Origin of the sequence: Streptomyces sichuanensis, assembly GCF_020328095.1 — a bacterium.
GTDB lineage: Bacteria > Actinomycetota > Actinomycetes > Streptomycetales > Streptomycetaceae > Streptomyces > Streptomyces cinnamoneus.
Window position 1 is genome coordinate 66,050 of sequence record NZ_JAIXMK010000046.1, and the last position, 24,041, is coordinate 90,090.

Consider the following 24,041-nt stretch of genomic DNA (forward strand, 5'->3'; position numbering starts at 1 on the left):
CGCCATGTCAGCGATTTCACCCATGCCGAACACCTCCAACACCACGACGATCAGCACCGCGGGGCCGCCGAGCCGGCGCAACACCGAGCTCGCGCTGCTGGCCTTCGCCGTGCTCATCCCCTGCTTCGCGTACGCCAACGTGGGCCTCGCCATGGACGGCGAGATGCCCTCCGGCCTGCTCGGCTACGGCGTCGGCCTCGGCCTGATGGCGGGCGTCGGGCACCTGGTGGTGCGGAAGTTCGCCAAGTACGCCGATCCCCTGCTGCTGCCGCTTGCCACGCTCCTCAACGGCATCGGTCTGGTCATCATCTGGCGGCTCGACCAGTCGCCGCGGCTGCAGGCCCGGAAGTTCTTCACGGCCAGCGCCACCAACCAGCTGATGTTCTCGGCGCTGGGCATCGCGCTGTTCGTGGCCGTGCTGATCGTGCTGAAGGACCACCGCATCCTCCAGCGCTACACCTACATCTCCATGGTGGCCGCGCTGATCCTGCTGGTCGCGCCGATGTTCTTCCCCGCGAAGTTCGGTGCGCGCATCTGGATCACCATCCCGGGCCTCGGCTCGATCCAGCCCGGTGAGTTCGCCAAGATCGTCCTATCGATCTTCTTCGCCGGCTATCTGATGGTGAAGCGCGACGCGCTGGCCCTGGCCAGCCGCCGCTTCATGGGCCTGTACCTGCCGCGCGGCCGTGACCTCGGCCCGATCCTGGCGGTCTGGGCGTTCTCCATCCTGATCCTGGTCTTCGAGACCGACCTCGGTACGTCGCTGCTGTTCTTCGGCATGTTCGTCGTGATGCTCTACGTCGCGACCGAGCGCACCAGCTGGATCGTCTTCGGTCTGCTGATGTCCGCCGTCGGCGCGGTCGCCGTGTCCACCTTCGAGCACCACGTCCAGCAGCGCGTCGACGCCTGGCTGCACCCCTTCGACGCGTTCAAGGACGGCAGCTCCGACCAGATCGCCCAGGCCCTGATGGCCTTCGGCTCCGGCGGCGTCTTCGGCACCGGCTGGGGCCAGGGCCACTCCGACCTGATCGGCTTCGCGGCCAACTCCGACTTCATCCTGGCCACGGTCGGCGAGGAGCTGGGCCTGGCCGGCGTCATGGCCATACTGCTCGTCTACGGCCTGATCGTGGAGCGGGGCGTCCGTACGGCGCTGGCCGCCCGGGACCCCTTCGGCAAGCTGCTCGCGACCGGTCTGTCCGGCGCCTTCGCGATCCAGGTCTTCGTGGTCGCCGGCGGTGTCATGGGCCTCATCCCGCTGACCGGTATGACCATGCCGTTCATGGCCCAGGGTGGTTCCTCCGTCATCGCCAACTGGGCGCTCATCGCCGTTCTGATCAAGATCAGCGACACCGCACGGCGTCCCGCCCCGGCCCCCGCCCCGTCCCCCGACGCCGAGATGACCCAGGTGGTCCGCCCGTGAACAAGCCCGTGCGCCGGATCGCCATCTTCTGCGGTCTCCTCATCCTCGCCCTGATGGTCCGGGACAACTGGATCCAGTTCGTCCAGGCCGACGAACTCAAGGCCAACAAGCACAACCGCCGCGTGACGATCGCCCGCTACAGCCAGCCGCGCGGCAACATCATCGTCGACGGCCAGGCCATCACCGGCTCCCAGGAGACCGGCGGCATCGACTTCAAGTTCAAGCGCACCTACAAGAACGGCGACATGTGGGCCCCGGTCACGGGCTACAGCTCGCAGGTGTTCGACGCGAACCAGATCGAGAAGCTGGAGGACAAGGTCCTCACCGGTGACGACGACCGGCTGTTCTTCAACCGCACGGTCGACATGATCACCGGCAAGGGCAAGAAGGGCGGTGACGTGATCACCACCCTCAACGCCAAGGCCCAGGAGGCCGCCTTCAAGGGCCTCGGCAAGTCGAAGGGCGCCGTCGCCGCCATCGACCCGCGCACCGGCAAGATCCTCGCCCTGGCCTCCACGCCCTCCTACGACCCCTCGACGATCGCCGGGGCCCAGGACGACAAGGCGTGGAAGGAGCTGCAGGCCGACAAGAACCAGCCCATGCTCAACCGGGCGCTGAAGCAGACCTACCCGCCGGGCTCGACCTTCAAGGTCGTCACGGCCGCCGCGGCGCTGGAGCACGGCCTGTACAAGGACGTCGACTCCAAGACCGACTCGCCGCTGCCGTGGGTCCTGCCGGACACCTCGGGCATCCAGCTGAAGAACGAGGGCGACCTGCCCTGCAAGGACGCCTCGCTGCGCGAGGCCCTGCGGGTCTCCTGCAACACCGTCTTCGGCAAGGTCAGCGCCGACCTCGGCAACAAGAAGATGATCGAGACGGCGAACAAGTTCGGCTTCAACAAGCCGGTCGACACGCCCGTGCGCGCCGTGCCCAGCGTCTTCCCCAAGGACAACCGTCCGCAGAACGCCATGGCCGGCATCGGCCAGGCGTCCAACCGCGTGACCCCGCTGCAGATGGCCATGGTCGCCGCCGCGGTCGCCAACAACGGCAAGCTCATGGAGCCGTACATGGTCGACAAGCTGCGCGCGCCCAACCTGAACGTCATCGAGCACCACACGCCCAAGGAGATGAGCCAGCCGGTCTCCGCCGACAACGCGCGGAAGCTGCAGAGCATCATGGAGACCGTGGTCGAGAAGGGCACCGGAACCGCGGCCCAGATCGACGGCGTCAAGGTCGGTGGCAAGACCGGTACCGCGCAGCACGGTGTCGACAACAGCGGCAACCCGTACGCGTGGTTCATCTCCTACGCCAAGACGGGCAACGGCTCGCCCGTGGCCGTCGCGGTCGTCATCGAGAGCTCGGAGACGCTCCGTGACGACATCGCCGGTGGCAAGCTCGCCGCGCCCGTCGCGAAGAGCGTGATGCAGGCGGTGCTCAGCACGGAGAAGTGAGCCGGCTCACCCGTAGCAGCCGATCGCCGATTCCATCGGTACCGGTCGTGTATCGGGTGGCCGTCACGCCCGGAACGGGCACGGTGTGCCGGGTACGGTATGCCGGACAGCACACCGTCGGACGTATCGAAGGTGCGGTCAGGGAAACGGAAGGGCTGGAGCTATGGAAGAGCCGCGTCGCCTCGGCGGCCGGTACGAGCTGGGCTCGGTGCTCGGCCGCGGTGGCATGGCCGAGGTGTACCTCGGTCACGACACCCGGCTCGGCCGCACCGTCGCCGTGAAGACGCTGCGGGTGGACCTCGCCCGCGACCCGTCCTTCCAGGCCCGGTTCCGTCGTGAGGCCCAGTCGGCCGCCTCGCTCAACCACCCGTCGATCGTCGCCGTGTACGACACCGGCGAGGACTACGTCGACGGGGTCTCGATCCCGTACATCGTCATGGAGTACGTCGACGGGTCGACCCTGCGCGAGCTGCTGCACTCCGGCCGCAAGCTGCTGCCCGAGCGGTCGCTGGAGATGACCATCGGCGTCCTGCAGGCGCTGGAGTACTCCCACCGGGCCGGCATCGTCCACCGCGACATCAAGCCCGCCAACGTCATGCTGACCCGCACCGGCCAGGTCAAGGTCATGGACTTCGGCATCGCCCGGGCGATGGGCGACTCCGGCATGACGATGACGCAGACCGCGGCCGTCATCGGCACGGCCCAGTACCTCTCGCCCGAGCAGGCCAAGGGCGAGCAGGTCGACGCGCGTTCCGACCTCTACTCCACCGGCTGCCTGCTCTACGAGCTGCTGACGGTCCGTCCGCCGTTCGTGGGCGACTCGCCGGTGGCCGTGGCCTACCAGCACGTGCGCGAGGAGCCGAACCCGCCGAGCATCCACGACCCCGAGATCACGCCGGAGATGGACGCCATCGTCCTCAAGGCGCTGACCAAGGACCCGGACTACCGCTACCAGTCGGCCGACGAGATGCGCGCCGACATCGAGGCGGCCCTGGAGGGCCAGCCCGTTGCCGCCACCGCGTCCATGGGCGTGGTGGGCTACGGCACCGAGGACCAGCCCACCACCATGCTGCGGCAGCACGACCACGCCCCGGCCGGGCAGACGTCGATGATGCCGCCCGTCGCCGACGGCGGCGGGTACGGCGGCTACAACGACGGCACCGGCGGCGGGCACCGTGGCGGGGGCGGCAAGAAGAGCAACCTCTCCACCATCCTGCTCGTGGTCGCGGGCATCCTCGTGCTCGTCGGCGCCATCTTCATCGGCAAGTCGCTGTTCAGCAGCGGCGGCAACAACTCCCAGGTGACGGTGCCGCCGCTGACCGGGCAGACGCTGGCGGAGGCCCAGCGGGCCGGGGAGAACGGCGGCTTCAAGGTCGTCGAGGGCGACAAGAAGTTCTGCGATCAGCCCAAGGACAAGATCTGCGACCAGGACCCCAAGGCCGGGTCCAAGGTGGAGCGGGACAGCCAGGTCAAGGTCGTCATCTCCAAGGGCGCGGAGAAGGTCCTCGTGCCGGACGTGCTCGGCGCCTCCTTCGACGAGGCGAAGGCGACGCTCGAAGGCAAGGGCTTCACCGTCAAGCAGACGCAGAAGGAGTCCGAGCGGACCGCGGGCACCGTCCTCGGCCAGGACCCCAAGGGCGGGGAGAAGGCCGAGAAGGGCACCGAGGTCACCCTCACCGTCGCCTCCGCGGCCGCGACCAAAACGGTCCCGTCCGTCGTCGGCCAGCCCTTCGAGGCCGCCAAGAAGCAGCTGACCGACAACGGCTTCCAGGTCGCCAAGGAGGAAGAGGACTCCGCCGACAAGCCGGCCGGCACGGTCGTGCGCCAGAGCCCCGACGGCAACACCTCCGCCCGCCAGGGCTCGACGGTGACCCTCTTCGTCTCCAAGGGCGCGGGCCAGAAGGTGGCCGTGCCCGGCGTGGTCACCCAGAAGCTCAAGGACGCCAAGAACGCCCTGACGGCCGCCGGCCTGAAGGTCGGCAACATCGCCGGCCCGCAGGACGACAACGCCGTGGTGCTCGTCACCGACCCGGGCGCCGGCACCCAGGTGCCCAAGGACACCCCCGTCAACATCACCACCGTGGCCCAGGGCCCCGGCGGTCAGACCGCGGGCCAGACCGGCGGCCAGACGGGCGGCAACCAGGACATCGGCGGCCTCTTCGGCGGCCTGCCGGGCGGCCGGCGGTCCTGACCGCCCCGTAGACGGCACGAAGAAGCCCCGGCACCCTCCACGGGTGCCGGGGCTTCTCGCCGTCCGCGTGCGGGCCGCTAGCGCAGTTCCTTGGGAGGGGTGCGCTTGGCGTCGACCTTTTCGGTACGGTCCAGTTCGGCCCAGACGATGTAGCGGTAGTCGGAGGTGTAGACCGGCGTGCAGGTCGTCAGGGTGAGGAAGCGGCCCGGTGCGGTCTTCCCGGACTCCTTGGGCACGGAGTCGAGGACGTCGACGTTGTAGCGCGAGGTCTGCTTGAGGTCGGCGTAGACCTTGTAGACGTACCAGACGTCGCGCGTCTCGAAGACGACGACGTCGCCCTTCCTGACCTTGTCGATGTTGTGGAACTTCGCGCCGTGCCCGTCGCGGTGCGCGGCCAGCGTGAAGTTGCCCTGCTTGTCCCAGGGCATGCCGGCCTTCACCGGCTCGCGGTAGAAGCCGGCGACGCCCTCGTTGAGGACCTTGCTGCCGGTGCCGGCCTTGACCAGCACCTCGCCGTTCTTCATGGCCGGGACGTGCAGGAAGCCGATGCCGTCCTTGGTGTCGAGCGCGCCCGGGCCCGAGGGGGACTTGGCCCAGGTCTCGCGCACCTGGTTGCCCTGGCGCTCGGCCTCGCGGTCGGCGAGGACGTTCGTCCACCACAGGGAGTAGACGACGAAGAGGGCCATGATCACGCCTGCGGTGATCAGTAGCTCGCCGATGACGCTGACGGTGGCGGCGATGCGGCCCCGCACGCGGTCAGTCCGTGCCACAGACGTTCGTACCCCGATTCGATGTTCGCGCAATCTCGCGTACAAGTGCGCGTGTCTCAGTTGACGAGCGCGTCCGGCTTGCCCTTGCTCCGGGGCCGCTCGTCGACCATCTTGCCCCACACGATCATGCGGTACGTACTGGTGAACTCGGGAGTACAGGTGGTCAGGGTGATGTAGCGGCCCGGTGCCCGGAAGCCCGATCCGGCGGGCACGGGCTGGATGACCCGGATGTTCGCCGGGGACGTCTGGTCCAGGCGGCTGGTCATCTCATACGTGTAGAAGGTGTCCTTCGTCTCCACGACGATCTTGTCGCCGGGTTGCAGCCGGTTGACGTAACGGAACGGCTCCCCGTGCGTGTTGCGGTGCCCGGCCAGCGCGAAGTTGCCCTGCTTGTCCCAGGGCATCGCCGTCTTCAGCGCGCCGGCCCCGTCGCCCTCGTAATGCCCGACCAGGCCGCGGTCGAGGACCTTGTGCTTGTTGACGCCCTGGGCGATGGGAGTCTTCACGTCCAGCGAGGGGATGTAGAGGATGGCGAAGCCCTGGCCGGGCGAGAACGTCCCCGCCGAGCGGTCGGGGCCGTCGCCCTTCTCCCAGCTGTTCTGCAGGCTGTCGGCCGCCCCACCGGCCTGCCGCTGGGCGATGACGTTCGTCCACCACAACTGGTAGGCGACGAACAGCAGCATGAGGACGCCGAGGGTGATGAACAGCTCCCCGACGAGCCGGCTCACGACGACGCCCACGCTGTCCCGGCCGGCGCGCGCGGCGCGCTGCGCGGCACGGCGGCGCGCGGCGCGCCCTCCGGGTGCGGCGGAGGCGGCGGACCGCCCGGCCGCCCTTCGCCGCTCGGCCCGGCCGCCGGTGACCGGCGGCACCACGGGCTCGACCCGGCGCAGGGTCATCGTCGGGTCGTCCTCCGGCGGCAGCGGCTGCGAGACGAATCCCGTGCCGTACGACGTCGGCTTCGGAACGAGCAGGGGGTCCTGCTCGGGCCGGAGTGCGGTCACGCCCCTGCCTTGCCCACCACCGGGGCGAGCCCGGCCGACCGTTCCACCGCCCCCGTGTCCCCGCAGGCGACGAGCCAGTTGGCGAGCATCCGGTGTCCCCACTCGGTGAGCACCGACTCCGGGTGGAACTGCACGCCCTCGACGGGCAGGTCGCGGTGGCGCAGACCCATCGCGATGCCGTTGTCGGTCCAGGCGGTGATCTCCAGCTCGTCCGGCCAGCTCGACCGCTCCACGGCCAGCGAGTGGTAGCGGGTGGCCGTGAAGGGCGAGGGGAGGCCGTTGAAGACGCCCTTGCCCTCGTGGGTGACGGGCGAGGTCTTGCCGTGCAGCAGCTCGGGCGCCCGGTCGACGACCCCGCCGTAGGCGACGGCCATCGACTGCATGCCGAGGCACACGCCGAAGACGGGGACGCCGGTGTCGGCGCAGTGCCGCACCATGTCGATGCAGACACCGGCCTGTTCGGGCGCGCCGGGGCCGGGCGACAGCAGGACGCCGTCGAAGCCGTCCTGGGCGTGGCCGGGCTCGACCTCGTCGTTGCGGCGCACTTCGCACTCCGCACCGAGCTGGTAGAGGTACTGAACAAGGTTGAAGACGAAGCTGTCGTAGTTGTCCACCACGAGGATGCGCGCGCTCACCGCGTTACCGCCATTCCGTCATTGCGCTGCCCGCCGGCAGGCCGTTGTCGACCGTCACGTCGTTGAACGGCAGCAGCGGCTCCGCCCAGGGGAAGACGTACTGGAAGAGGGCGTAGACGATCGCCAGGGCGAGCAGCAACGAGATCAGTGCCTTCACCCATGCGTTACCCGGCAGATGACGCCAGATCCAGCCGTACATGCTGTCCCCACTTGCCGATGACGTGGTCGGTGGACCGTATCGATGGTCGATTGCAGCACCAGACTAAAGGGCGGTGCCCGGCGGTGGGGCTCAGCCGGACAACGCGGCAGGCCGGCCTTCCGCGGCGGGCCGGGTGGCGTCGAGGTGTGCCCAGACGATCAGCCGGTGGCTGTGCCCCCACTCCGGGTCGCAGGTCGTCAGCGTCAGGTAGCGGCCGGGTTCCCGGTAGCCGGACCGGGCGGGCACCGGGTCGAGGACGGCGGTGTCGTCGGGCAGCGTCCGGTACGGGCGGGTGTCGACGCGGTAGGTGAACCAGGTGGTGCCGTCCGTCAGCACCACCGCGTCGCCGGGGCGCAGGGCGGGCAGGTCCTTGAACGGGTCGCCGTGGGTGCGGCGGTGGCCGGCGACCGCGAAGTTGCCCTTCTCGCCGAGGCCGGCGGTGCGCTCGTAGTGGCCGAGCCCCCTCTTCAGCACGTCGGTGCCGGTGCCCTGGAGGACGGGCTTGGCCCAGCCGCCGCCGAAGCGCGGGACGTACATGACGGCGAAGGAGGCGCCCGGGCGGGCGGCCGTGCGCGGCGCGGGCGGAGGCTGTCCGCCGGGCGGGACGGGCGGCGGCACGTCCTGGCCGCGGGGCTCGGCCCGGGACCGGTCACCGCCCCGGCCCCGGTCTCCGCCGGAGCTCTCGGGGCTGCCGGGAGTGGCCTGCTGTGCGGCCGGTGGCGGGGCGGGCTCCCCGGCGCCGGGGGCGGGGGCGGCGGGCCCTGCGGCCCAGCGGTCCTGCAGGCGGCCGATCTCCTCGCGCATGGCCTCGTCGGCGCGGACGCCGGTCCAGTAGAGGACGTAGACCACGAAGAGGACGATCAGTGTGCCGATGGTGAGGCACAGTTCGCTGAGCGTGCGTACGACCAGTCGTAACCCCACCGGCCGACCCCTTCCCGGGTGTTATCCCATGGGCTTGGCGTAGTGGAGATCCACTGTGCCCGAGTAGCCGGGAAGTGTCACCGCGTCGTGCTGGTCGACTTTCCAGCCGAGCCCGTAGGCGTTCACGTACTGCAGGTAGTTCTGGATCGCGGGGGAGGAGTCGAGCGCCTTGCGGAGCGTGCTGCGGTCGCCGACGGCGGTGACCTTGTAGGGCGGGGAGTAGACGCGGCCCTGCAGGATCAGGGTGTTGCCGACGCAGCGGACCGCGCTGGTGGAGATCAGCCGCTGGTCCATCACCTGGATGCCCTTCGCGCCGCCCTTCCACAGGGCGTTGACGACGGCCTGGAGGTCCTGCTGATGGATGACCAGGTCGTTGGGCTGGGGCTGGGGGACGCCGGGGATCTTGGCGGTGGCGTTGGGCGGGGCGTCGGTGAGGGTGACGGTCAGGCCCTGGCCTGTGGTCTTGCGGGTGCCCGCCGCGTCCTCCAGTGCGGTGAGCTTCCGTTCCTGCGCCGTGTCGCCTCCGTCGCGCCGGGCGAGGGCGTCGACCTGGGCGCGGGCGGTCGCGGCGCTGTCCTCCAGGGCGCCGTTCTTGCGGCTGCGTTCCTGGATGAGGTCGGACAGGCGCAACATGGAGTCGTCGGTGCGGATGTTGGTGCCCTGGGCGGTGTTGAAGCTCATCCAGAAGATGAGGCCGGCGAGGGCGAAGACCCCGCCGGTCAGCAGCCGCACCGGACGGAACCGCCGGACGGGCCCGCTGGTGGAGTCCGCAGAATTGCTCAACGTACCCTTATCCTCTCCGACGCCGCGGAAGCACTACGCTAACGGACGCCCGGGGGAAGGAAGCGCTCCCGGCACTCCCGCCCCGGCGGACCAGCCTTGTACCCCAGCGCGGTCACGCAGCGCATCGACAGGAGAGTTACCTCGTGCCGAAGTCACGGATCCGCAAGAAAGACGACTTCACGCCGCCGCCGGTGAAGCAGCAGAACATCAAGCTGACGACCGGTCGCCGCTGGGTGGCGCCGTTGATGCTGGCGATGTTCCTGATCGGGCTGGCCTGGATCGTCGTCTTCTACGTGACGAGCGGCGACATGCCGGTGGAGTCCCTGAAGAACTGGAACATCGTCGTCGGCTTCGGCTTCATCGCGGCCGGGTTCGTCGTCTCCACCCAGTGGAAGTAACCCCCTTCCGAGGGCCCTCCGAGGGCCCGGGACCAGTTCTCCCCTGAGCCTTCCGCCGGGTTATCCACACCCTCGTCCACAGTGGGGAAAAACTCAGAAGATCTGTGGATAACTTCCCTGGCATTGACGCCGGTGTGACTGATCGCAAGCGCTTCGTATCGATGGTCACACCGGCGCCGCCCAGCGAAAACGCAGCTCAGGCGGGTCACGGACACATCGAACACACATTCCCGCACAGCGTGCACAAGATCCTGCACGTGTTGTGGACAACCTGTGCGTCCACCGGTGTGGGTGACGTGCCCCAGGACGCGCCCGGGGCATCCCCGGCGCGCACCCAGGACGCGTATCAGCCGAGCTGGAGCGTCCGGATCCCCACCACCACGACGATCACCACGAGCGCCGCCAGGCAGGTGAGGCGCTGCACCAGCGCACGCCGGTCGCGGGGGGCGTGCACCATCCCGTACGCCACCGCCGTCCCGATCACGAGGCCGCCGACGTGGGCCTCCCAGGAGATGTTGCTCCAGGTGAAGGTGAAGATCAGGTTGAGCACGAGCAGCGCGATGACCGGGCGCATGTCGTAGTTCAGCCGGCGCATCAGCACCGCCGTGGCACCCAGCAGGCCGAAGATCGCACCGGAGGCGCCGAGCGAGGGCTGGTTGGGCGCGTCGAGGAGGTAGGTCAGGGCGCTGCCGCCGAGCCCCGACAGCAGGTAGAGGGCCAGGTAGCGGGCGCGGCCCAGCGCGGCCTCCAGCGGCGGGCCCAGGAACCACAGCGAGAGCATGTTGAAGGCGATGTGCATCGCCTGCTGGTGCAGGAAGACCGCCGTCAGCAGGCGGTACCACTGCCCCTCGGCGACGCCCTCCGACGGGCCGAAGTCCGACAGGGACGCGCGCCCGAACAGCTCCAGCGCGTCCAGCAGGCCGGTGCCCGTGGCCGTCACCGCGATCCACACGGCGACGTTGATCCCGAGCAGCACCTTGGTGACCAGCCGCGGGTCGTCCGTGTGGGTGGCGCCCGCGATCGTGCGCGGCGTGTTCGCCCGGGGGGCGTGGCCCGTACCGGACGTGCTGGTCACGCAGGCCGGGCACTGGAAGCCGACCGAGGCGCTGACCATGCACTCGGGGCAGATCGGGCGTTCGCAGCGGGTACAGCGAATGCCGGTCTCCCGGTCCGGGTGCCGGTAGCAGCAGACAGCCTGACCATTCATGCTCTCCCCTTGCCCCTGAGACGGTGGCCGGTGTGCGCCCTGTACGCACCACCGCCCCGCCCGTCATACGGACGGGCGGGGCGCCAGGTTCCCGTGGGACCGCCTGTCAGCGGGTCTCGATGACGACCGACTCGATGACGACGTCCTGGACCGGGCGGTCGGTGCGCGGGTTGGTGTCGGTCGTGGCGATGGCGTCGACGACCGCCTGGCCGTCCTTGCTCTCGACCTCGCCGAAGATGGTGTGCTTGCCGGTCAGCCACGTGGTGGGGGACACGGTGATGAAGAACTGCGAGCCGTTGGTGCCCGGGCCGGCGTTGGCCATGGCGAGCAGGTACGGCTTGGTGAAGGCGAGGTCCGGGTGGAACTCGTCGGCGAACTTGTAGCCGGGACCGCCGGTGCCGTTGCCCAGGGGGTCACCGCCCTGGATCATGAACCCCTCGATGACGCGGTGGAAGACCGTGCCGTCGTACAGCCTGTCCGTCGTCTTCTGGCCGGTCTCGGGGTTCACCCACTCGCGCTCGCCCTTGGCGAGCTCCACGAAGTTCTTGACCGTCTTGGGCGCGTGGTCCGGCAGCAGCCGGATCTCGATGTCGCCCCGGTTGGTCTTCAGGGTGGCGTAGAGCTGCTCAGCCACGATCTACCTTCCATAGTGTTCGCTGACGGCTACCGATCCTTGCACGACGGGTTCGCGGCGAGTGCCACCAAAGCCCGGCGCGCGGCGGCGAACCGTGGCATTGTCGACCGAAGCTCCCCTTTGACCCGGATGCCCGCTCGCACATGCCGGACCGCCCATCGGCAGGCATGATTTTCCACTGGGTGGAAAGGCGACAAACCATACGCCACCGAGGAGGAGGTTCTCGTGACCCGCAAGGACAGCGTGCGCGCCGCGACCAGCACCGCCAAGGACAGCGTGCGCCACGCCGCGGAAGTGGTGGCGCCCTACGCCGGCACGGCCAAGGACGCGGCCGTGCACTACGCGCACGAGGCCCGGTGCCGGCTCGCGCCCAAGGTGGCCGTGGCCGCGCACCAGGCCCGTTCGCAGTACGACGCACATCTGCAGCCCCGCCTTGAACACGCACGCGACGCTCTGCCCCCGAAGGTCGACCAGGCCGCAGCGCGGGCCCGGGCGGTCGCCGAGCCGGTGCGGGACGAGGCACTCTCCCGGGGCACGGCCGCGCTCGCCGCGTTGCGCGGCCAGGTGACGGCCGAGGACGTCGAGAAGATCACGCGCCGCCGTGGCCGCCGCTGCCGGGCCGGTCGCGCGGCCAAGGGGCTGCTGGTGCTGGGAGTGGTCGTCGGTGGCGCGATCGCCGTGTGGAAGTGGTGGGACAAGCAGGCCAACCCCGACTGGCTCGTCGAGCCGCCGGAGGCCACCGAGCCCGCCGACCGCTCCACGCTGAGCTCGGTCGACGGCAGCGGAGCCGTCTCCGGCCTCGACCCGGAAGTCCAGGCCAAGCAGGACCGGGCCGATTCCGAATCCTACGAAGAGGGCGACGACCGGCCCTGACGACGCCGGCCCGCCCGTCCACACCACTCGCACACCCCGTTCACACAAAACCCCTCCGGCCGAGCAGATCGGGCCGGAGGGGTTTTTGCATGGGAGAGGTCGGGGGTCCCTCGCCCACGTCAAGGAGCGAACGTCGAATTTCAGCCCGGCCGGGGGTGGCCGATAAACGTCAGGAACAGAGTCGCGCTTTGACGTTTTCATGACAGGAACACGAGAAGACCTTAACGGCGCCGGGCGCTCCTGTATCCACAGAAGCGCCCGGGGACGGTCTCGCTCACCGAAAGCGGACTGTACTTACTTGCTGACGTGGCAGCCCTGGGTGCAGACGCTGGTGGTGCAGCCGGCAGCGGTGACGCAGCCCGGGGTGCACAGCGAAACGCTCGTGATGAAGGGCGTCGCCTGCGGGGCGTCGTCGGCGAGGACCTTGGCGTCGAGGTCGAAGTCAGACATGTTTTCCACCTTTCGAGATGTACCCGTACCGGGTCGGTGCGACCGGCTGGCCCGTTCGCTGAGAGACAGCCTGGCAGCGAAAATTCACACCCCGATCACACGGGTCTCACAAAGAATCAGCCACTTGATCGGCGTCCGATTCGCGAAGAAGGATGGCATTTACATTTACTTGCCGATTTGCGCCGATCATGTCACTTATGAAATAGGCAGTTGACCTGTGAAGGCAACGCGAATAGCGTGCAACGGCCATGTAAACCATCCCCCCTTCCACAGCCGGTCGGCCCCTGCAGCAAGCCGACCTTTCGGGGATGTTTACACTGATCGCAACGGGGTAGGGGGAAAAATGCCCAAAATGGCATTGGCCGGCCAGCCAATAGGCGACAGCAAAAGAGATTTCACCCCACAGGCATTACCGCACTTCGACTTCGGTGCGGAGTTAACGGTAGATATACCGGCTGGAATAAAAATCAGTGTGCTGGGCCGCTACGAGGTGGCCGGCAGGCCCGTCACCAGCAGCAAGACGATGGAGTTCATCACGGCTCTGGCCGCGGCCGGCGGGTCGATGAGCCGCGACGGACTGCACCATCGGATCTACGAACGCGACGTCTCCGCCTCGACGTTGCCCACCCTGGCGTACCGGGCCCGCAGGCTCGGGATCGACGTGCGGTACGAGCCGCTCGGACGCCGGTACGTCCTGGGAAAGCCCGTCACCGTGGACGCCCTGAAAGTGCTCGGCCTGCTGAAGGCCGGCCGGCCGACCGACGCGCTCGTCCTCTACCACGGCCCCTGTCTGCCGGAGTGCGACAGCCCCTTCGCCCTTTCCCTGCGCCAGACGCTGGAGGACCAACTGGTCCGGTCCGTCCTGGATTCCGGCGACCAGGAACTGGTCAAGGCGGCGAGCCGGATGATCGACCACTGGGAGCTGGCCGAGCCGACCGCGGCCGGCGACGACCCGTTCTCCGCAGTGCTCTCCGATTCCTATCTGCGCAGCATGGGGATGTCCTCGGGGGGACAGTGATGAAGCTGTCGCTCCTCATACCGACGGTGCCCGCCACGCCGGAGCAGGCCGTGCCGTTCGCCCGTCAGGTGGCCCAGAGCTCGCAGCTCACCCGTCTCTGGCAGGGCCAGAGTTACGGGCTGGAGCCCGCCGCGACCTTCGCCTATCTGGCGGGCGCCGGCTACCCCGTCCCGGCCGGGACCTGCGTCCTGGTCACGCCCCTGCGGCATCCCGCACAGGCCGCGCTGGAAGCGCGCACCGTGGCGGCGGTCACCGGAGCGCCGGCCGTCATCGGTTACGGGCCGGGCAGCCGGGCCGTGCAGGAGGCCAGGCTCGGCGCGGCGTACGACAAGCCCGTCGACGCCTGCCGGGAGTTCCTGCACGCCACCCGGAGCTGCCTGGCCCAGCCGTGGGACCCCCCGGCCGGGAACTCCGCCGCCGGCGCCGGTCACCGGTACGTCCACGCGGGCGAGGCCCTGCCTCCGGTACCGCACCCGCGCGTCCACCTCGCCCTGGGCGTCCTGCGGCCCAGGATGGCCCGGGCGGCCGGCGAGGTCGCCGACGCCGCCATCACCTGGCTGGCACCGGCGGACTACGTGCGGCGGTCCGTGGTGCCGGAGGTGACCCGCGGCGCACGGTCGGCGGGGCGGCCCCGCCCGCCCGTGATCGCGGCGGTCCCCGTGGCGGTGGCGCGCCGCGGGCGCAGCCCCGTCGACCTGGCCCACCTCTCCTCCGGCGGGCACCTCGCCCTGCCGCACTACGCCGACATGCTGGCGCGGGCCGGCGTCGACGTACCGGCGGGCGATCCCGCCTCCGCCGCACGGGCGTTGGTCACCGGCGGCGGGTTCCTGTACGGCAGCGCGCCGGACATCGCCGCCGGCCTGGCCGCCTACGCGGCGGCGGGCGTCGACGAGGTGATCCTCAACCTGACCGGCGTGCACTCCTGGTACGGCACGGACGAAACGTTGCTGGACCTCAACGACATTCTGGCCGCAACGGCTTCAGCGCATGGGTGACACAGATTCAATGACACGTTCTGACTACCGGATCGCGGACCGCGTCATCGTCCGCACCCCCCTCCGCTCCACCGCCTCCTACCCCGACAGCCCCGCGTCCCGCAGCCCGCTCGACGGCATCCGGACCCTCTGGGCGGACGCCGCCTTCCGGGAATCCGTCCGCGTGGCCAGCTCCGTACTGGCCGACCAGGTGGACGCCCTGCTGGCCACCGCCGACGGGCGCGGCGGCCACGCCGACCGCAAGGAGGGGGCCAAGAAGACCCGCTCCCTCCACCGGGCCCTGCTCAAATACGCCCTGCGCATCACCACGCGCACCACCCCCTTCGGTGTCTTCGGCGGCAGCGCGCTCGTCGGCCTCGGTGACGAACCGCTCGTCCTGGGCCGTCCCGAGGAGCACCGCAAGCACGCCCGGGTCGGGTTCACCTATCTGAAGCAGCTCACCGACGACGCCGTCGCCGCGCTCGGCGACCGGATGCGGGTGGTGGCCAACCCGACGGCGTACCCGGCCGGGGACCGCATCGCGGTCATGGTCAACCCCCGGGCGGCGGACGGAAAGGTCAACGAGGCGTCCAGCGTCCGGTACACGCCCCCCGTGCGGCACGTCCTGGACCTGGCCCGCAGGCCCGTCCCGCTGGCCGCGCTGCACGAAAGCCTCGGCGAGGCGTTTCCTGACGCCGGGGCCGAGGTGCTCGTCCGTTTCGTCGACGAGCTCGTGGGACACGGCATCCTGATCGGCGAGCTGACGCCCTCGGCGTTCGACACCGACCCGACGGCCCGCTGGACCCGCGCGGACCTCGATGCCGGCGGTCCCGTGGCGCAGCGGCTGCGGACGGCGCAGGACGCCGTCGCCGCCTACCGCGCCACCCGCGTCGGCGAGGGCATCGACGAGCTGAACCGCGTGTACGCCGCGCTGCGCACCGACGCCCACGCCACGCAGGAGCAACTGCAGGTCGACCTGTCCCTGGCGATGTCCGGGCAGGTGTCCGCCGACGTGGCGCGCAGGGCCGGGGCGGCGGTGGACGCGATGATGCGCATGGCGCTGCTGCCGGCGGACTTCCCGGAACTCCAGCGCCACACCGAACGGTTCGCCGACGCGTTCGGCCGCTCCCTCGTCCCGCTGCACCGCATGTTCGACCCGGTACGGGGCATCGGCGCCCCCGCCGGATACCCGTCCTCCCGGCACCGGCCGCGGGACGGGGCCGCCGACGACCGGGAGTCGTTCCGGGCCGGCCGCCGGCTGCGGGCCGCCCTGATCGACCGGGCCCGGCGCACCGGACGGAACACCGTGACGCTCACCGCGGACGACCTCGCCGCGTTCCCGTCCGCCACCGGAACGCCGCCGACGAGCTACGACGTCTTCTTCTACCTCGACCAGGGGGACGACGACGAGGTCAGGATCACCCTGTCCCCGATCGGGGTGGCGATCCCGGCCGGCAAGGCCGGCGGCAGGTTCGCCTACGGCGACCCGGCCATCGAGGCGCACGTCCGCGACCTGACGCGGGCGGAGATCGCGGCCCGGCCCGGCGCCCTCCTGTGCGAGCTGGACTACGTCAGCAACCGGTCGCGCGTGAACAACGTGGTCGTCGCGCCCAGCGTGTACGACTACCGGCTGAAGGTGACGACCGGAGCGTTCGAGGGCGACCCGTCCGACCCGGTGGACATCGCCTTCGCGGACCTGCTGGTCGGCGCGGACAACGGCCGGTTCCACCTGGTCCACGCGCCCACCGGCCGGCCGGTCGCGATCCGCACGGCGAACCTCGTCAACCCCGAGATCGCCACCGACGTCGTCCGCTTCCTCCAGGAGCTCGCCCTGGACGGCACCGTGCGGCCGGCCTGGACCTGGGGCGAGATGGAACCCCTGGCGGACTTCCTGCCCGGAGTGGAGTACGGCGGGGTGACGCTGTCGCTGCCGATGTGGCGCATCCCCCCGCTCTCCGGCACCCCCGACGAGCAGGACGGACAGCTGCTGCGCTGGGCCGAGGACGCACGGCTGCCGGAGTACGTCTACGTCGGCACGCTGGACAACCGTCTCCTGCTCCACCTGTCCGACCGGATCCACCGCGACCTGCTGCGCCGTGAGGTCGCGGACGGGGCGGACTGCGTCACCGAAGCGCCCGCGCCCCACCGGATGGGGATCGTCCGCGACGCCGAGGGCCGCCGGTACGCGAGCGAGGCGGTGTTCTCGGCCGTGGCACGACACCCGGTGCCCGTCCCGCTGCCGCCGCCCGCGCCGCAGTTCGACACCACGGCCGACGCCGTGCGCGCCCTGCCGCCGGGCACCGAGTGGTGGTACTTCCGCGTGTACGGGGAGCGGGAGAAGCAGCAGGAGGTCCTGGCGCGGCTGGCCCGGGCCTGCGCGGAGTTCCCGGACCAGTGGTTCTACATCCGCTACGCGGACCCGGACGACCAGCTGCGCATCCGGGTGCGCGCCGGGACGGTGCCCTTCGACCGGGTGCGCGAGGTGATCGGCGCGTGCGTGCGGGACGGGCTGGCCGACCGCTACGTGATCGACACCTACGTCCGGGAGCTGGAGCGGTACGGCGGGACCGACGCCATGCCGGTCGCCGAGCGGATCTTCTGCACCGAGTCCCGTCTCCTCGCGTCCGGGCCACAGCTGTGCCTGGCGCCCGAGGCCATGCGGGCGGCGTACCGGCTGGACGGCGCGGAGACGCCGGACGGGACACTGGGCCGCGTCCTGCGGGACGCCGCTCATCTGATGGAGCACTACGTCGCGGCCCTGGAGCTCACCGACGAGGAGACCGGCGACCTGCTGGAGACCGTCGCGAACGGCTACCGCACCGAGTTCTCCTCGGCCAGCCCCGCGCTCCGCAAGGCGGTCCGCCCCCTGGTGCGGCAGCAGCCCTCGGACGCGGCGCTCGCCGCCGGTCCGCTCCTGCACGACCTGCTGCTGCCCGACACCCGTGCCCTCACCCGGCTGCTCGCCAAGGACGGCAGGCCGTGGCAGATGCGGGCCATGACGCTGCAGAGCCTCCTGCACATGTTCGCCAACCGGATGGGCCTTCCCCGGCACCGCGAATACCAGGCGCTGTTCCTCCTCAGCGTCATCAAACGATCCCAGGCCCACAGGGAAGGACGGTCCGCTCGTGACTGACGAGACCAAGGTGACTTCGGCGCCGATCAGCGAGCAGGCCAGGAAAGAAGCGGTGAACACCGGCTGGGAGATCCTGCACCGCATCCGCGACTACACCGGTGACCCGGCCGCCCTCCGGGTGCCCGACCCCTTCACGGCGGAACCGGTCGCGGCGTGGCACCCGCTGAGCACCGACCCGGGCGACCTGGGCATGGCCCTGGTGTACTCGGCCGCCGACGAGCTGCGCCCCGAGGACGGCTGGGACCGGCTGGCCTTCGAGCACGCCAAGCGTCTGATCGAGCACTACACCCACGCGGTGGACCTCGGCATCGGGCTGTTCGGCGGGACGGCCTCCGTCGCGTACGCGCTGCGCGCCCTCTCCCGCGGCGGGGAACGCTACCGGCGTGCGCTGCACGACGTGGAAGCCACCCTGATCACCCGCGTCGAGCACAAGCTGGCCGAGCTGCCCCCGTCCGGCGGACTGTCCAGCGACAGCTACGACGTGATCTCCGGCCTCGCCGGTGCCGCGATGTACCTGCTCGCCTCGGGCGACGCCGACGAGCGGCGGCGGGACGCGGCCGACCGCGTCGTCGAGCAGTTCTGCCACCTGGCCCTGGTGCCCCCGCCGCACGGTCTGTGGACCCCCGCGGGAAAGATCACCGAGATCGAGCGGAACAAGTCGCCGCACCTGCACGACGGTTACCTCAACCTGGGATACGCGCACGGCATCTCCGGTGTCGCCTCCCTGCTGGGCACGGCGGCGGCCCGCGGCACCGCCTCGCCCCGGATGGCCGACGCGGTCCAGGCCCTGGGCGGGCTGATCACGGACTGCCTGGTGGAAACCGATTACGGGCTCGACCTGCCCTACTTCAAGCTGCCGCCGGACCGGCAGTGGGAGCAGCAGGGGCTGGCGAGGTCCGCGTGGTGCTACGGGAACCTGGGGGCGGCTGCCGCGCTGGCCAACTGCGCGAGCGTGGACCCGCGTTTCCTCGACACCGCGATCGAGCTCCTGGCATCCGTCGAGCGACGGCCGGCCGCACTGCGGCACATCGACAACCCGTCCCTGTGCCACGGCGTCGCCGGGCAGATCACCGTCGAACGGCATGTCGCCGCCGTGGCCGCCGCGCACGGACGGCAGTGGGCCGGCCCCGGCCGGGACACGCTCGACCAGCTGCTGGCCATGGCCGATCCCGACGCCACGTTCGGACTGCGGAACGACAACGTGCCGGGGGCCCCGACCGACTCGCCGGGCTTCCTGACCGGCTCGGGGGGCGCCGCCGTCGCGCTCGTCTCCCTGGAGCGCGACCGGCTCACCCAGGCGGAGTACATGCTGTGCGGAGGTGTCGCATGCTGACCGTGGACGACGTGTCGATGTCCTACCGCAAGGCCACCTCGCCGGTGTTCAGCGAGGTCGGCTTCACCGTCCCGGACGGCCACCTCGTGCCGCTGCTCGGGTCGAACGGCGCCGGGAAGACGACGCTGCTGAAGATCCTCTGCGGTCTGATCACGCCCACCACGGGCTCGGTGACCATCGCGGACTGCGACATGGTGCGCCGCCCGGCCGCCGCACGTGCCCACGTCGGCGTCTCCCTCTATCCGGAGCGCAGCTTCTACTTCCGGCTGACCTGCGTGCAGAACCTGCGGTACTACGCCTCGCTGCGCGATCTCTTCGGGGCCCGGGCCAAGCAGGAGATCGCCGCTCTGCTGGACCAGGTGGGGCTCGCGGACTTCGCCGACACCCAGTTCATGCGGCTGTCGCTGGGACAGCGCAAACGCCTCGGACTGGCCCGTGCGCTGCTGGGACGTCCGTCCCTGCTGCTGCTCGACGAGCCGACGGCCAACCTCGACACCGAGAACGTCGCCCGGTTCCACGACCTCATCGCGGCGCACGCCCGCGAGGGCGGCTCGGTGCTGTTCTCCACCCACAACGAGGGCGATCTGGAGAAGGCCACCGCCTGGTTCCTGCAGCTCAAGGGCGGGCACGTGCTGCCGGTGCCCTCACCCGCCGCGCCGGGCCCCGCCGCGGGCGATCCGGTGCCCACCCCCGCCGAGCGGGCCACCCTTCAGGAGGCGCAGTGACCGTCGTCCGGCAGTTCGGTGTCCACGTCCTGCAGATCTACTGGGAGCGGCGCTCCTACCGGACCGCCATCGCCCTGGGCACCATCACGTCGCTGATCTCCCTGGTGCAGTTCCTCCTGATGGGCAAGTTCCTGGAGGACGGCAACACCTTCGCCGGCATCCAGGGATACGGCGGCAACATCATCAGCTTCCTGATGTCGGGGTCGGTGTTCACCGGCTTCGTCGCCGTGAGTCTCGGGGCGTTCAGCAACCACCTCCAGGTCGAGCAGCGGACGGGCACCCTGGAGTCCGCCGTCGTGATGCCGGTCCCGCTGACCCGGGTCATGCTGTACTCCGGCGTCGTGGGGCTGATCGGCACGGCGTTCGGCTCCGTGGTCATGTTCGGGGTGTTCGGGGCGATCTTCGACATCCCGATCTCGGTGAACCTGCTCGCGACCCTGGCCGTGCTCGCGCTCCTCGTCGTCACACTGGGCAGCTTCGGGCTGGCCGGCTGCGGCGTCCTGCTCATCACCAAGCGCGGCGATCCGGTCCGTTGGGGCATCACCACCCTGACGACCCTGCTGTCCGGCGTGATGTACCCGGTCTCGATCCTGCCCGGCTGGCTGCAGGCCGTCGCCCGCGCGCTGCCCACCACGCAGGCGCTGGACGGGATCCGCAAATCCCTCCTGGTGGACGCCGACTTGGGGCAGGTGGCGCCGTCGCTGCTGCACATGGCGATCTGGACGGCGGTGATGCTGCCGATCGGCATCATCACGTTCTCCACCGGCATGTCCCGTGCCCGGCAAGCCGGTTCGCTCGGCGAATACTGATCCGATCTACGTCTGGAACGAACTGCTATGCTGCGTAGCATGTCATCGTGGCGAGGTACTCGACGCCGGGGCCTGGCAGCCCACTTCGGGCCGCTGGAGCTGGCGATCCTGGATGTCATGTGGTCGCGCGGTGAGTTGGACGTGACCGCCTGCGTCCGGCACCTCGACGGCGGCCAGGCGTACACCACGGTCAAGACGGTGATGGAGCGCCTGGTGGTCAAGGGCCTGCTGGCCCGCCGCAAGGAGGGCCGCCAGTACGTCTACTGGCCGCAGCAGACCCGGCGCGAGGTCGAGCAGAGCGTGGCCGCCGAGCAGGTGCGCCAGGTGGTGGACGGCTTCGGGGACCTCGCGGTGGCGAACTTCGTCCAGACGGTGAGCGGCGATGCCGACCGGCTCGCACAGGTACGTGCGCTGCTGGCCGGCATCGCCGACCCGCCCGGCGGGAGTGGCGCGGAGGAATCGGACGGAACGCCGGGGGGCACGGCGTGAGCATGAGCTGGCTTGGCTATCCGCAGGTGATGCTCGCGTGGTGGTGCCCGCTGGTCGCCGTGGGCACCTGGCACCTGCTGAGCCGGGTGTCGGTGCGGTTACCGGCCCGCGAGCGGTTCGTGCTCGCGGTGGCCCTCGCCGTCACGCCCCTGCTGGCCATGGCGGTTCCCTATCTGCCGCACAGCCCGCTGCGCGACGCCCTGCCGTGGCGGGCGCCGATGGCGTGGGGCATCAGCAACGGCATCACGGACATCGACGGCCGGCACGTACTCTCGGCCATCGCGGCCCAGCTGATGCTCGCGGCCTCGGCCGTCCCCCTGGCCTCCATGGCCGTCTCGTTCGTCGCCGGAGCCATCCAGGTGGCGCGCACCGGGCGCATCGTCTCGCTCCTGGCGCCCCAGCAGTGCGGCGACATCTGGATCGTCCACGGCGAGGGTCAGGCGGGCCGGAGCCTGGCGAGCACGGTCGGTCTGGTGCGGCCCCGCATCATCCTGAGCTCGGGCGTGGCCGCGTCCGCCGAGGCGTCGGCGATCATCGAGCACGAGCGCGCCCACGCACAGGCCCGCCACCCCCTGTGGATCTTCCTCGCCACCTGCGCCCTGCGGTCGTGGTGGTGGATCCCCGGGCGCAAGGCGGTGCTCGCCGAGGTGCGGCTCACCGCCGAGCTCTGGGCCGACCAGAGCGCCCGCGAGGCCGACGGCGCGGCCGCGGTGGCCAAGGCGCTGTGCGCGCAGATCGAGGCGAAGGCCCAGTCGGCCCGCCACGACATCGTGGCCCCCGGAGCCGGCACCGGCTTCCTCGACCCCGGCATCGAACTCACCCACCGGGCAAGAGCCCTGGCCGCACCGCCCCGGGTGATGCCGGCCTGGCAGGCGTGGTCGGTGCGGGCCGCGACGGCGGCGGTCGTCGGCGTCCTGGCCGTCCTGCTCTGACACCCGCCCCGGCCCCTGCCTGACGGCACCCTGACGTCACGCACCAAAAGCATCACCCCGCGTGCGGCGGGCACCCGCACACCCGCAAGTGCTACGACGTGTAGCAGAAAGGAGAGCCATGTACGCGGCGCCCCACCCGGAGACGCCCCCCGGCGGTACCCCGGTGATCGAGACCCGGGGTCTGTCCAAGGCGTTCCGGCGCTCGACCGCGGTCGACTCCGTCGACCTCACCGTCCGACCGGGCCGGATCTACGGCCTGCTGGGCCCCAACGGCGCGGGCAAGTCCACCACGCTGAAGATGATCCTCGGCCTGTTACCCCCCACCTCGGGAGAGGTGCGGCTGTTCGGCCGTCCGTGGAGCCGGCCGGATCTGTCCCGCATCGGGGCGAGCATCAACGGACCGAGCTTCTACGGCCACCTGTCCGCCCGGCAGAACCTCGTCGTCCACACCCACCTGCTCGGACTGCCGGAGGCCGAGGCCGACCGGGCACTGGCCGCGGTCGAGCTGGACCGCTCGGACCGCAAGAAGGCCAAGAGCTTCTCCACCGGCATGAAGGGCCGCCTGGCCCTGGCCATCGCCATGCTGGGCAACCCGGACGTCCTCATCCTCGACGAGCCGCAGAACGGTCTCGACCCGGAGGGCATCGCCGCCCTGCGCACCATGCTGCGCCGCTTCACCGACACCGGACGCACCATCGTGCTCTCCAGCCACCTCCTCGGCGAAGTCGCCTCCGTCGCCGACGACATCGGCCTGATCGCGGCGGGGCGCCTGCGCTACCAGGGCCGCCTCGCCGACCTCGCACCGGACGGCGACCTGGAGCGCGCGTACTTCACGCTGACCGGCGCCGCCCATGGGGCCGGGGTGATGTCGTGACCACCGCCCTCCCCGCGACGCCCGTCCCGGGGCTGTCCGCCACCCTGCGCGCCGAGTTCGCCACCTGGCGGCGCAGTGCCGTGGCGTACCTGCCGCTGGGCGGTCTGGCCTTCGGCCTCGTCAACACCGCCATGTTCCTCTCCACCGGGCCGGGCAAGGACTGGAAGGACGTCCTCGGCTACCAGAACCTGTGGGCGATGTTCGTCGGCCCGATGCTCACCGCGCTGCTGGTGGCCACGGCCACCCGCATCGACGACACCGCCCGCGGCGGCGCCACCCGCTACCGGCCCGTGCGCCCGCGCTACCGGCACCTGAGCCGGTTCACTGTGCTGGCCCTGCGGTCGCTGCTGCTCAACCTGCTGGGTGCCGGCACCCCCCTGCTGATCCTCGGGCTGACGAACGGCGCCCAGCGGGTCCCCGTGGACCGCGCGGCCGAGGCCGTCCTGGTCCCCTGGGCGTCACAGCTCGGCATGCTGGCACTGCTCCTGTGGCTGGCGCGGCAGACGCCCTGGGCCGTCGTGCTCGGCGCCGGGTTCGTCTGGACGATGCTGGGCGTGGTGAACGCCGAGTCCGCGTCCTGGACCGTCCTGCCGTTCACCTGGCTGGACCGCGGGGCGCTGCCGGTGATCGGCACGCACGCCAACGGCGTCGCCCTGGAGGCGCACTCCGCGCTCGCCGGCGCCTCGCCGTGGCCGGCCACCCTCCTGGGCGCGCTGCTGGCGGTGCCGTTCCTCCTGCTGCCCCGCCTGCGCATGCCCGCCGCCCGGGCCGCCCGGCAGACGGCGCCGCAGCCGGCCGCCCCCGGTGCCGCCACCGCC

24 protein-coding genes are annotated in these 24,041 nt (G+C 70.7%); 15 read left to right on the top strand and 9 right to left on the bottom strand.

What is annotated here, in order from left to right; translation table 11 throughout:
- Positions 1-22: 22 nt before the first annotated feature.
- The 3 genes from LE181_RS15610 (at position 23) to pknB (ending at position 5,062) form a co-directional block, all read left to right on the top strand.
- Positions 23-1,420, top strand: a complete 1,398-nt coding sequence (locus LE181_RS15610) for an FtsW/RodA/SpoVE family cell cycle protein (protein WP_225661906.1) — start codon at positions 23-25, stop codon at positions 1,418-1,420.
- Positions 1,417-2,871, top strand: a complete 1,455-nt coding sequence (locus LE181_RS15615) for a peptidoglycan D,D-transpeptidase FtsI family protein (protein WP_225661882.1) — start codon at positions 1,417-1,419, stop codon at positions 2,869-2,871. Before LE181_RS15610 ends, LE181_RS15615 begins: the two co-directional genes overlap by 4 nt.
- 163 nt (positions 2,872-3,034) lie before the next feature.
- Positions 3,035-5,062: a Stk1 family PASTA domain-containing Ser/Thr kinase gene (pknB, locus tag LE181_RS15620; RefSeq protein WP_225661883.1), complete on the top strand. Its 2,028-nt coding sequence runs from the start codon at positions 3,035-3,037 to the stop codon at positions 5,060-5,062.
- Positions 5,063-5,139: 77 nt separating this feature from the next.
- Here the strand turns inward: pknB and LE181_RS15625 are convergent, their stop codons facing one another.
- From LE181_RS15625 to LE181_RS15650, 6 genes are all read right to left on the bottom strand, one after another.
- Positions 5,140-5,832 (bottom strand): class E sortase, encoded by a 693-nt coding sequence (locus LE181_RS15625; RefSeq protein WP_225661884.1) that lies wholly within the window; start codon positions 5,830-5,832, stop codon positions 5,140-5,142.
- A gap of 56 nt (positions 5,833-5,888) precedes the next feature.
- Entirely contained in the window at positions 5,889-6,836 is a 948-nt protein-coding gene (locus LE181_RS15630) for a class E sortase (protein WP_372458369.1), read from the bottom strand.
- Positions 6,833-7,471, bottom strand: a complete 639-nt coding sequence (locus tag LE181_RS15635) for an aminodeoxychorismate/anthranilate synthase component II (protein ID WP_190108192.1) — start codon at positions 7,469-7,471, stop codon at positions 6,833-6,835. Before LE181_RS15635 ends, LE181_RS15630 begins: the two co-directional genes overlap by 4 nt.
- A 4-nt stretch (positions 7,472-7,475) precedes the next feature.
- Positions 7,476-7,670 carry a hypothetical protein gene (locus tag LE181_RS15640; protein WP_225661885.1) on the bottom strand — a complete coding sequence of 65 codons (195 nt, stop codon included), beginning with the start codon at positions 7,668-7,670 and terminating at the stop codon, positions 7,476-7,478.
- 90 nt (positions 7,671-7,760) lie between these two features.
- Entirely contained in the window at positions 7,761-8,591 is an 831-nt protein-coding gene (locus LE181_RS15645) for a class E sortase (RefSeq protein ID WP_225661886.1), read from the bottom strand.
- 21 nt (positions 8,592-8,612) lie between these two features.
- Positions 8,613-9,374 (bottom strand): DUF881 domain-containing protein, encoded by a 762-nt coding sequence (locus LE181_RS15650; protein ID WP_225661887.1) that lies wholly within the window; start codon positions 9,372-9,374, stop codon positions 8,613-8,615.
- Positions 9,375-9,517: 143 nt separating this feature from the next.
- On the opposite strand from LE181_RS15650, the gene crgA reads away from it, so the two are divergent.
- Entirely contained in the window at positions 9,518-9,772 is a 255-nt protein-coding gene (crgA, locus tag LE181_RS15655; protein WP_225661888.1) for a cell division protein CrgA, read from the top strand.
- A 346-nt stretch (positions 9,773-10,118) separates the two neighbouring features.
- Here the strand turns inward: crgA and LE181_RS15660 are convergent, their stop codons facing one another.
- Together LE181_RS15660 and LE181_RS15665 are read right to left on the bottom strand one after the other, a co-directional pair.
- Entirely contained in the window at positions 10,119-10,979 is an 861-nt protein-coding gene (locus LE181_RS15660) for a rhomboid family intramembrane serine protease (RefSeq protein WP_225661889.1), read from the bottom strand.
- Positions 10,980-11,085: 106 nt separating this feature from the next.
- Positions 11,086-11,613, bottom strand: coding sequence for a peptidylprolyl isomerase (locus LE181_RS15665; protein WP_225661890.1), 528 nt, complete (start codon positions 11,611-11,613; stop codon positions 11,086-11,088).
- 225 nt (positions 11,614-11,838) lie between these two features.
- On the opposite strand from LE181_RS15665, the gene LE181_RS15670 reads away from it, so the two are divergent.
- Positions 11,839-12,486, top strand: coding sequence for a DUF5324 family protein (locus LE181_RS15670; protein ID WP_225661891.1), 648 nt, complete (start codon positions 11,839-11,841; stop codon positions 12,484-12,486).
- 294 nt (positions 12,487-12,780) lie between these two features.
- Here LE181_RS15670 and LE181_RS15675 read toward each other — a convergent pair whose 3' ends face one another.
- Complete coding sequence (locus LE181_RS15675) at positions 12,781-12,936, bottom strand: gallidermin family lantibiotic (RefSeq protein WP_190108184.1); 156 nt, start codon at positions 12,934-12,936, stop codon at positions 12,781-12,783.
- A 352-nt stretch (positions 12,937-13,288) separates the two neighbouring features.
- Here LE181_RS15675 and LE181_RS15680 point away from each other — a divergent pair, with 352 nt between their 5' ends.
- The 10 genes from LE181_RS15680 to LE181_RS15725 all read left to right on the top strand — a co-directional run.
- Positions 13,289-13,954: a hypothetical protein gene (locus LE181_RS15680; protein ID WP_225661892.1), complete on the top strand. Its 666-nt coding sequence runs from the start codon at positions 13,289-13,291 to the stop codon at positions 13,952-13,954.
- Positions 13,954-14,949, top strand: coding sequence for an LLM class flavin-dependent oxidoreductase (locus LE181_RS15685; protein WP_225661893.1), 996 nt, complete (start codon positions 13,954-13,956; stop codon positions 14,947-14,949). The genes LE181_RS15680 and LE181_RS15685 overlap by 1 nt, the downstream gene beginning before the upstream one ends.
- Positions 14,950-14,959: 10 nt before the next feature.
- Positions 14,960-18,061 (top strand): lantibiotic dehydratase, encoded by a 3,102-nt coding sequence (locus LE181_RS15690; RefSeq protein WP_225661894.1) that lies wholly within the window; start codon positions 14,960-14,962, stop codon positions 18,059-18,061.
- Positions 18,054-19,394 carry a lanthionine synthetase LanC family protein gene (locus LE181_RS15695; protein ID WP_225661895.1) on the top strand — a complete coding sequence of 447 codons (1,341 nt, stop codon included), beginning with the start codon at positions 18,054-18,056 and terminating at the stop codon, positions 19,392-19,394. The genes LE181_RS15690 and LE181_RS15695 overlap by 8 nt, the downstream gene beginning before the upstream one ends.
- Positions 19,388-20,119, top strand: coding sequence for a heme ABC exporter ATP-binding protein CcmA (gene ccmA, locus LE181_RS15700; protein WP_225661896.1), 732 nt, complete (start codon positions 19,388-19,390; stop codon positions 20,117-20,119). The genes LE181_RS15695 and ccmA overlap by 7 nt, the downstream gene beginning before the upstream one ends.
- Positions 20,116-20,928 (top strand): ABC transporter permease, encoded by an 813-nt coding sequence (locus LE181_RS15705; RefSeq protein WP_225661897.1) that lies wholly within the window; start codon positions 20,116-20,118, stop codon positions 20,926-20,928. The genes ccmA and LE181_RS15705 overlap by 4 nt, the downstream gene beginning before the upstream one ends.
- Positions 20,929-20,967: 39 nt before the next feature.
- Positions 20,968-21,417 (top strand): BlaI/MecI/CopY family transcriptional regulator, encoded by a 450-nt coding sequence (locus LE181_RS15710; RefSeq protein ID WP_225661898.1) that lies wholly within the window; start codon positions 20,968-20,970, stop codon positions 21,415-21,417.
- A 2-nt stretch (positions 21,418-21,419) separates the two neighbouring features.
- Complete coding sequence (locus LE181_RS15715) at positions 21,420-22,349, top strand: M48 family metalloprotease (RefSeq protein ID WP_225661899.1); 930 nt, start codon at positions 21,420-21,422, stop codon at positions 22,347-22,349.
- 118 nt (positions 22,350-22,467) lie between these two features.
- Positions 22,468-23,223, top strand: a complete 756-nt coding sequence (locus LE181_RS15720) for an ATP-binding cassette domain-containing protein (protein ID WP_225661900.1) — start codon at positions 22,468-22,470, stop codon at positions 23,221-23,223.
- A partial coding sequence (locus tag LE181_RS15725) for an ABC-2 family transporter permease (protein WP_225661901.1) occupies positions 23,220-24,041 on the top strand: 822 nt, incomplete at its 3' end. The genes LE181_RS15720 and LE181_RS15725, both read left to right, overlap by 4 nt.

What these genes read in the sequence shown, in the direction of transcription:
- LE181_RS15680 (WP_225661892.1), top strand. Translation starts at nt 13,289, where the DNA reads ATGGCATTGGCCGGCCAGCCAATAGGCGACAGCAAAAGAGATTTCACC.
- pknB (WP_225661883.1), top strand. Translation starts at nt 3,035, where the DNA reads ATGGAAGAGCCGCGTCGCCTCGGCGGCCGGTACGAGCTGGGCTCGGTG.
- LE181_RS15715 (WP_225661899.1), top strand. Translation starts at nt 21,420, where the DNA reads ATGAGCTGGCTTGGCTATCCGCAGGTGATGCTCGCGTGGTGGTGCCCG.
- LE181_RS15675 (WP_190108184.1), bottom strand. Translation starts at nt 12,936, where the DNA reads ATGTCTGACTTCGACCTCGACGCCAAGGTCCTCGCCGACGACGCCCCG.
- LE181_RS15610 (WP_225661906.1), top strand. Translation starts at nt 23, where the DNA reads ATGCCGAACACCTCCAACACCACGACGATCAGCACCGCGGGGCCGCCG.
- LE181_RS15640 (WP_225661885.1), bottom strand. Translation starts at nt 7,670, where the DNA reads ATGTACGGCTGGATCTGGCGTCATCTGCCGGGTAACGCATGGGTGAAG.
- LE181_RS15690 (WP_225661894.1), top strand. Translation starts at nt 14,960, where the DNA reads ATGACACGTTCTGACTACCGGATCGCGGACCGCGTCATCGTCCGCACC.
- ccmA (WP_225661896.1), top strand. Translation starts at nt 19,388, where the DNA reads ATGCTGACCGTGGACGACGTGTCGATGTCCTACCGCAAGGCCACCTCG.
- LE181_RS15720 (WP_225661900.1), top strand. Translation starts at nt 22,468, where the DNA reads ATGTACGCGGCGCCCCACCCGGAGACGCCCCCCGGCGGTACCCCGGTG.
- LE181_RS15660 (WP_225661889.1), bottom strand. Translation starts at nt 10,979, where the DNA reads ATGAATGGTCAGGCTGTCTGCTGCTACCGGCACCCGGACCGGGAGACC.
- LE181_RS15710 (WP_225661898.1), top strand. Translation starts at nt 20,968, where the DNA reads ATGTCATCGTGGCGAGGTACTCGACGCCGGGGCCTGGCAGCCCACTTC.
- LE181_RS15685 (WP_225661893.1), top strand. Translation starts at nt 13,954, where the DNA reads ATGAAGCTGTCGCTCCTCATACCGACGGTGCCCGCCACGCCGGAGCAG.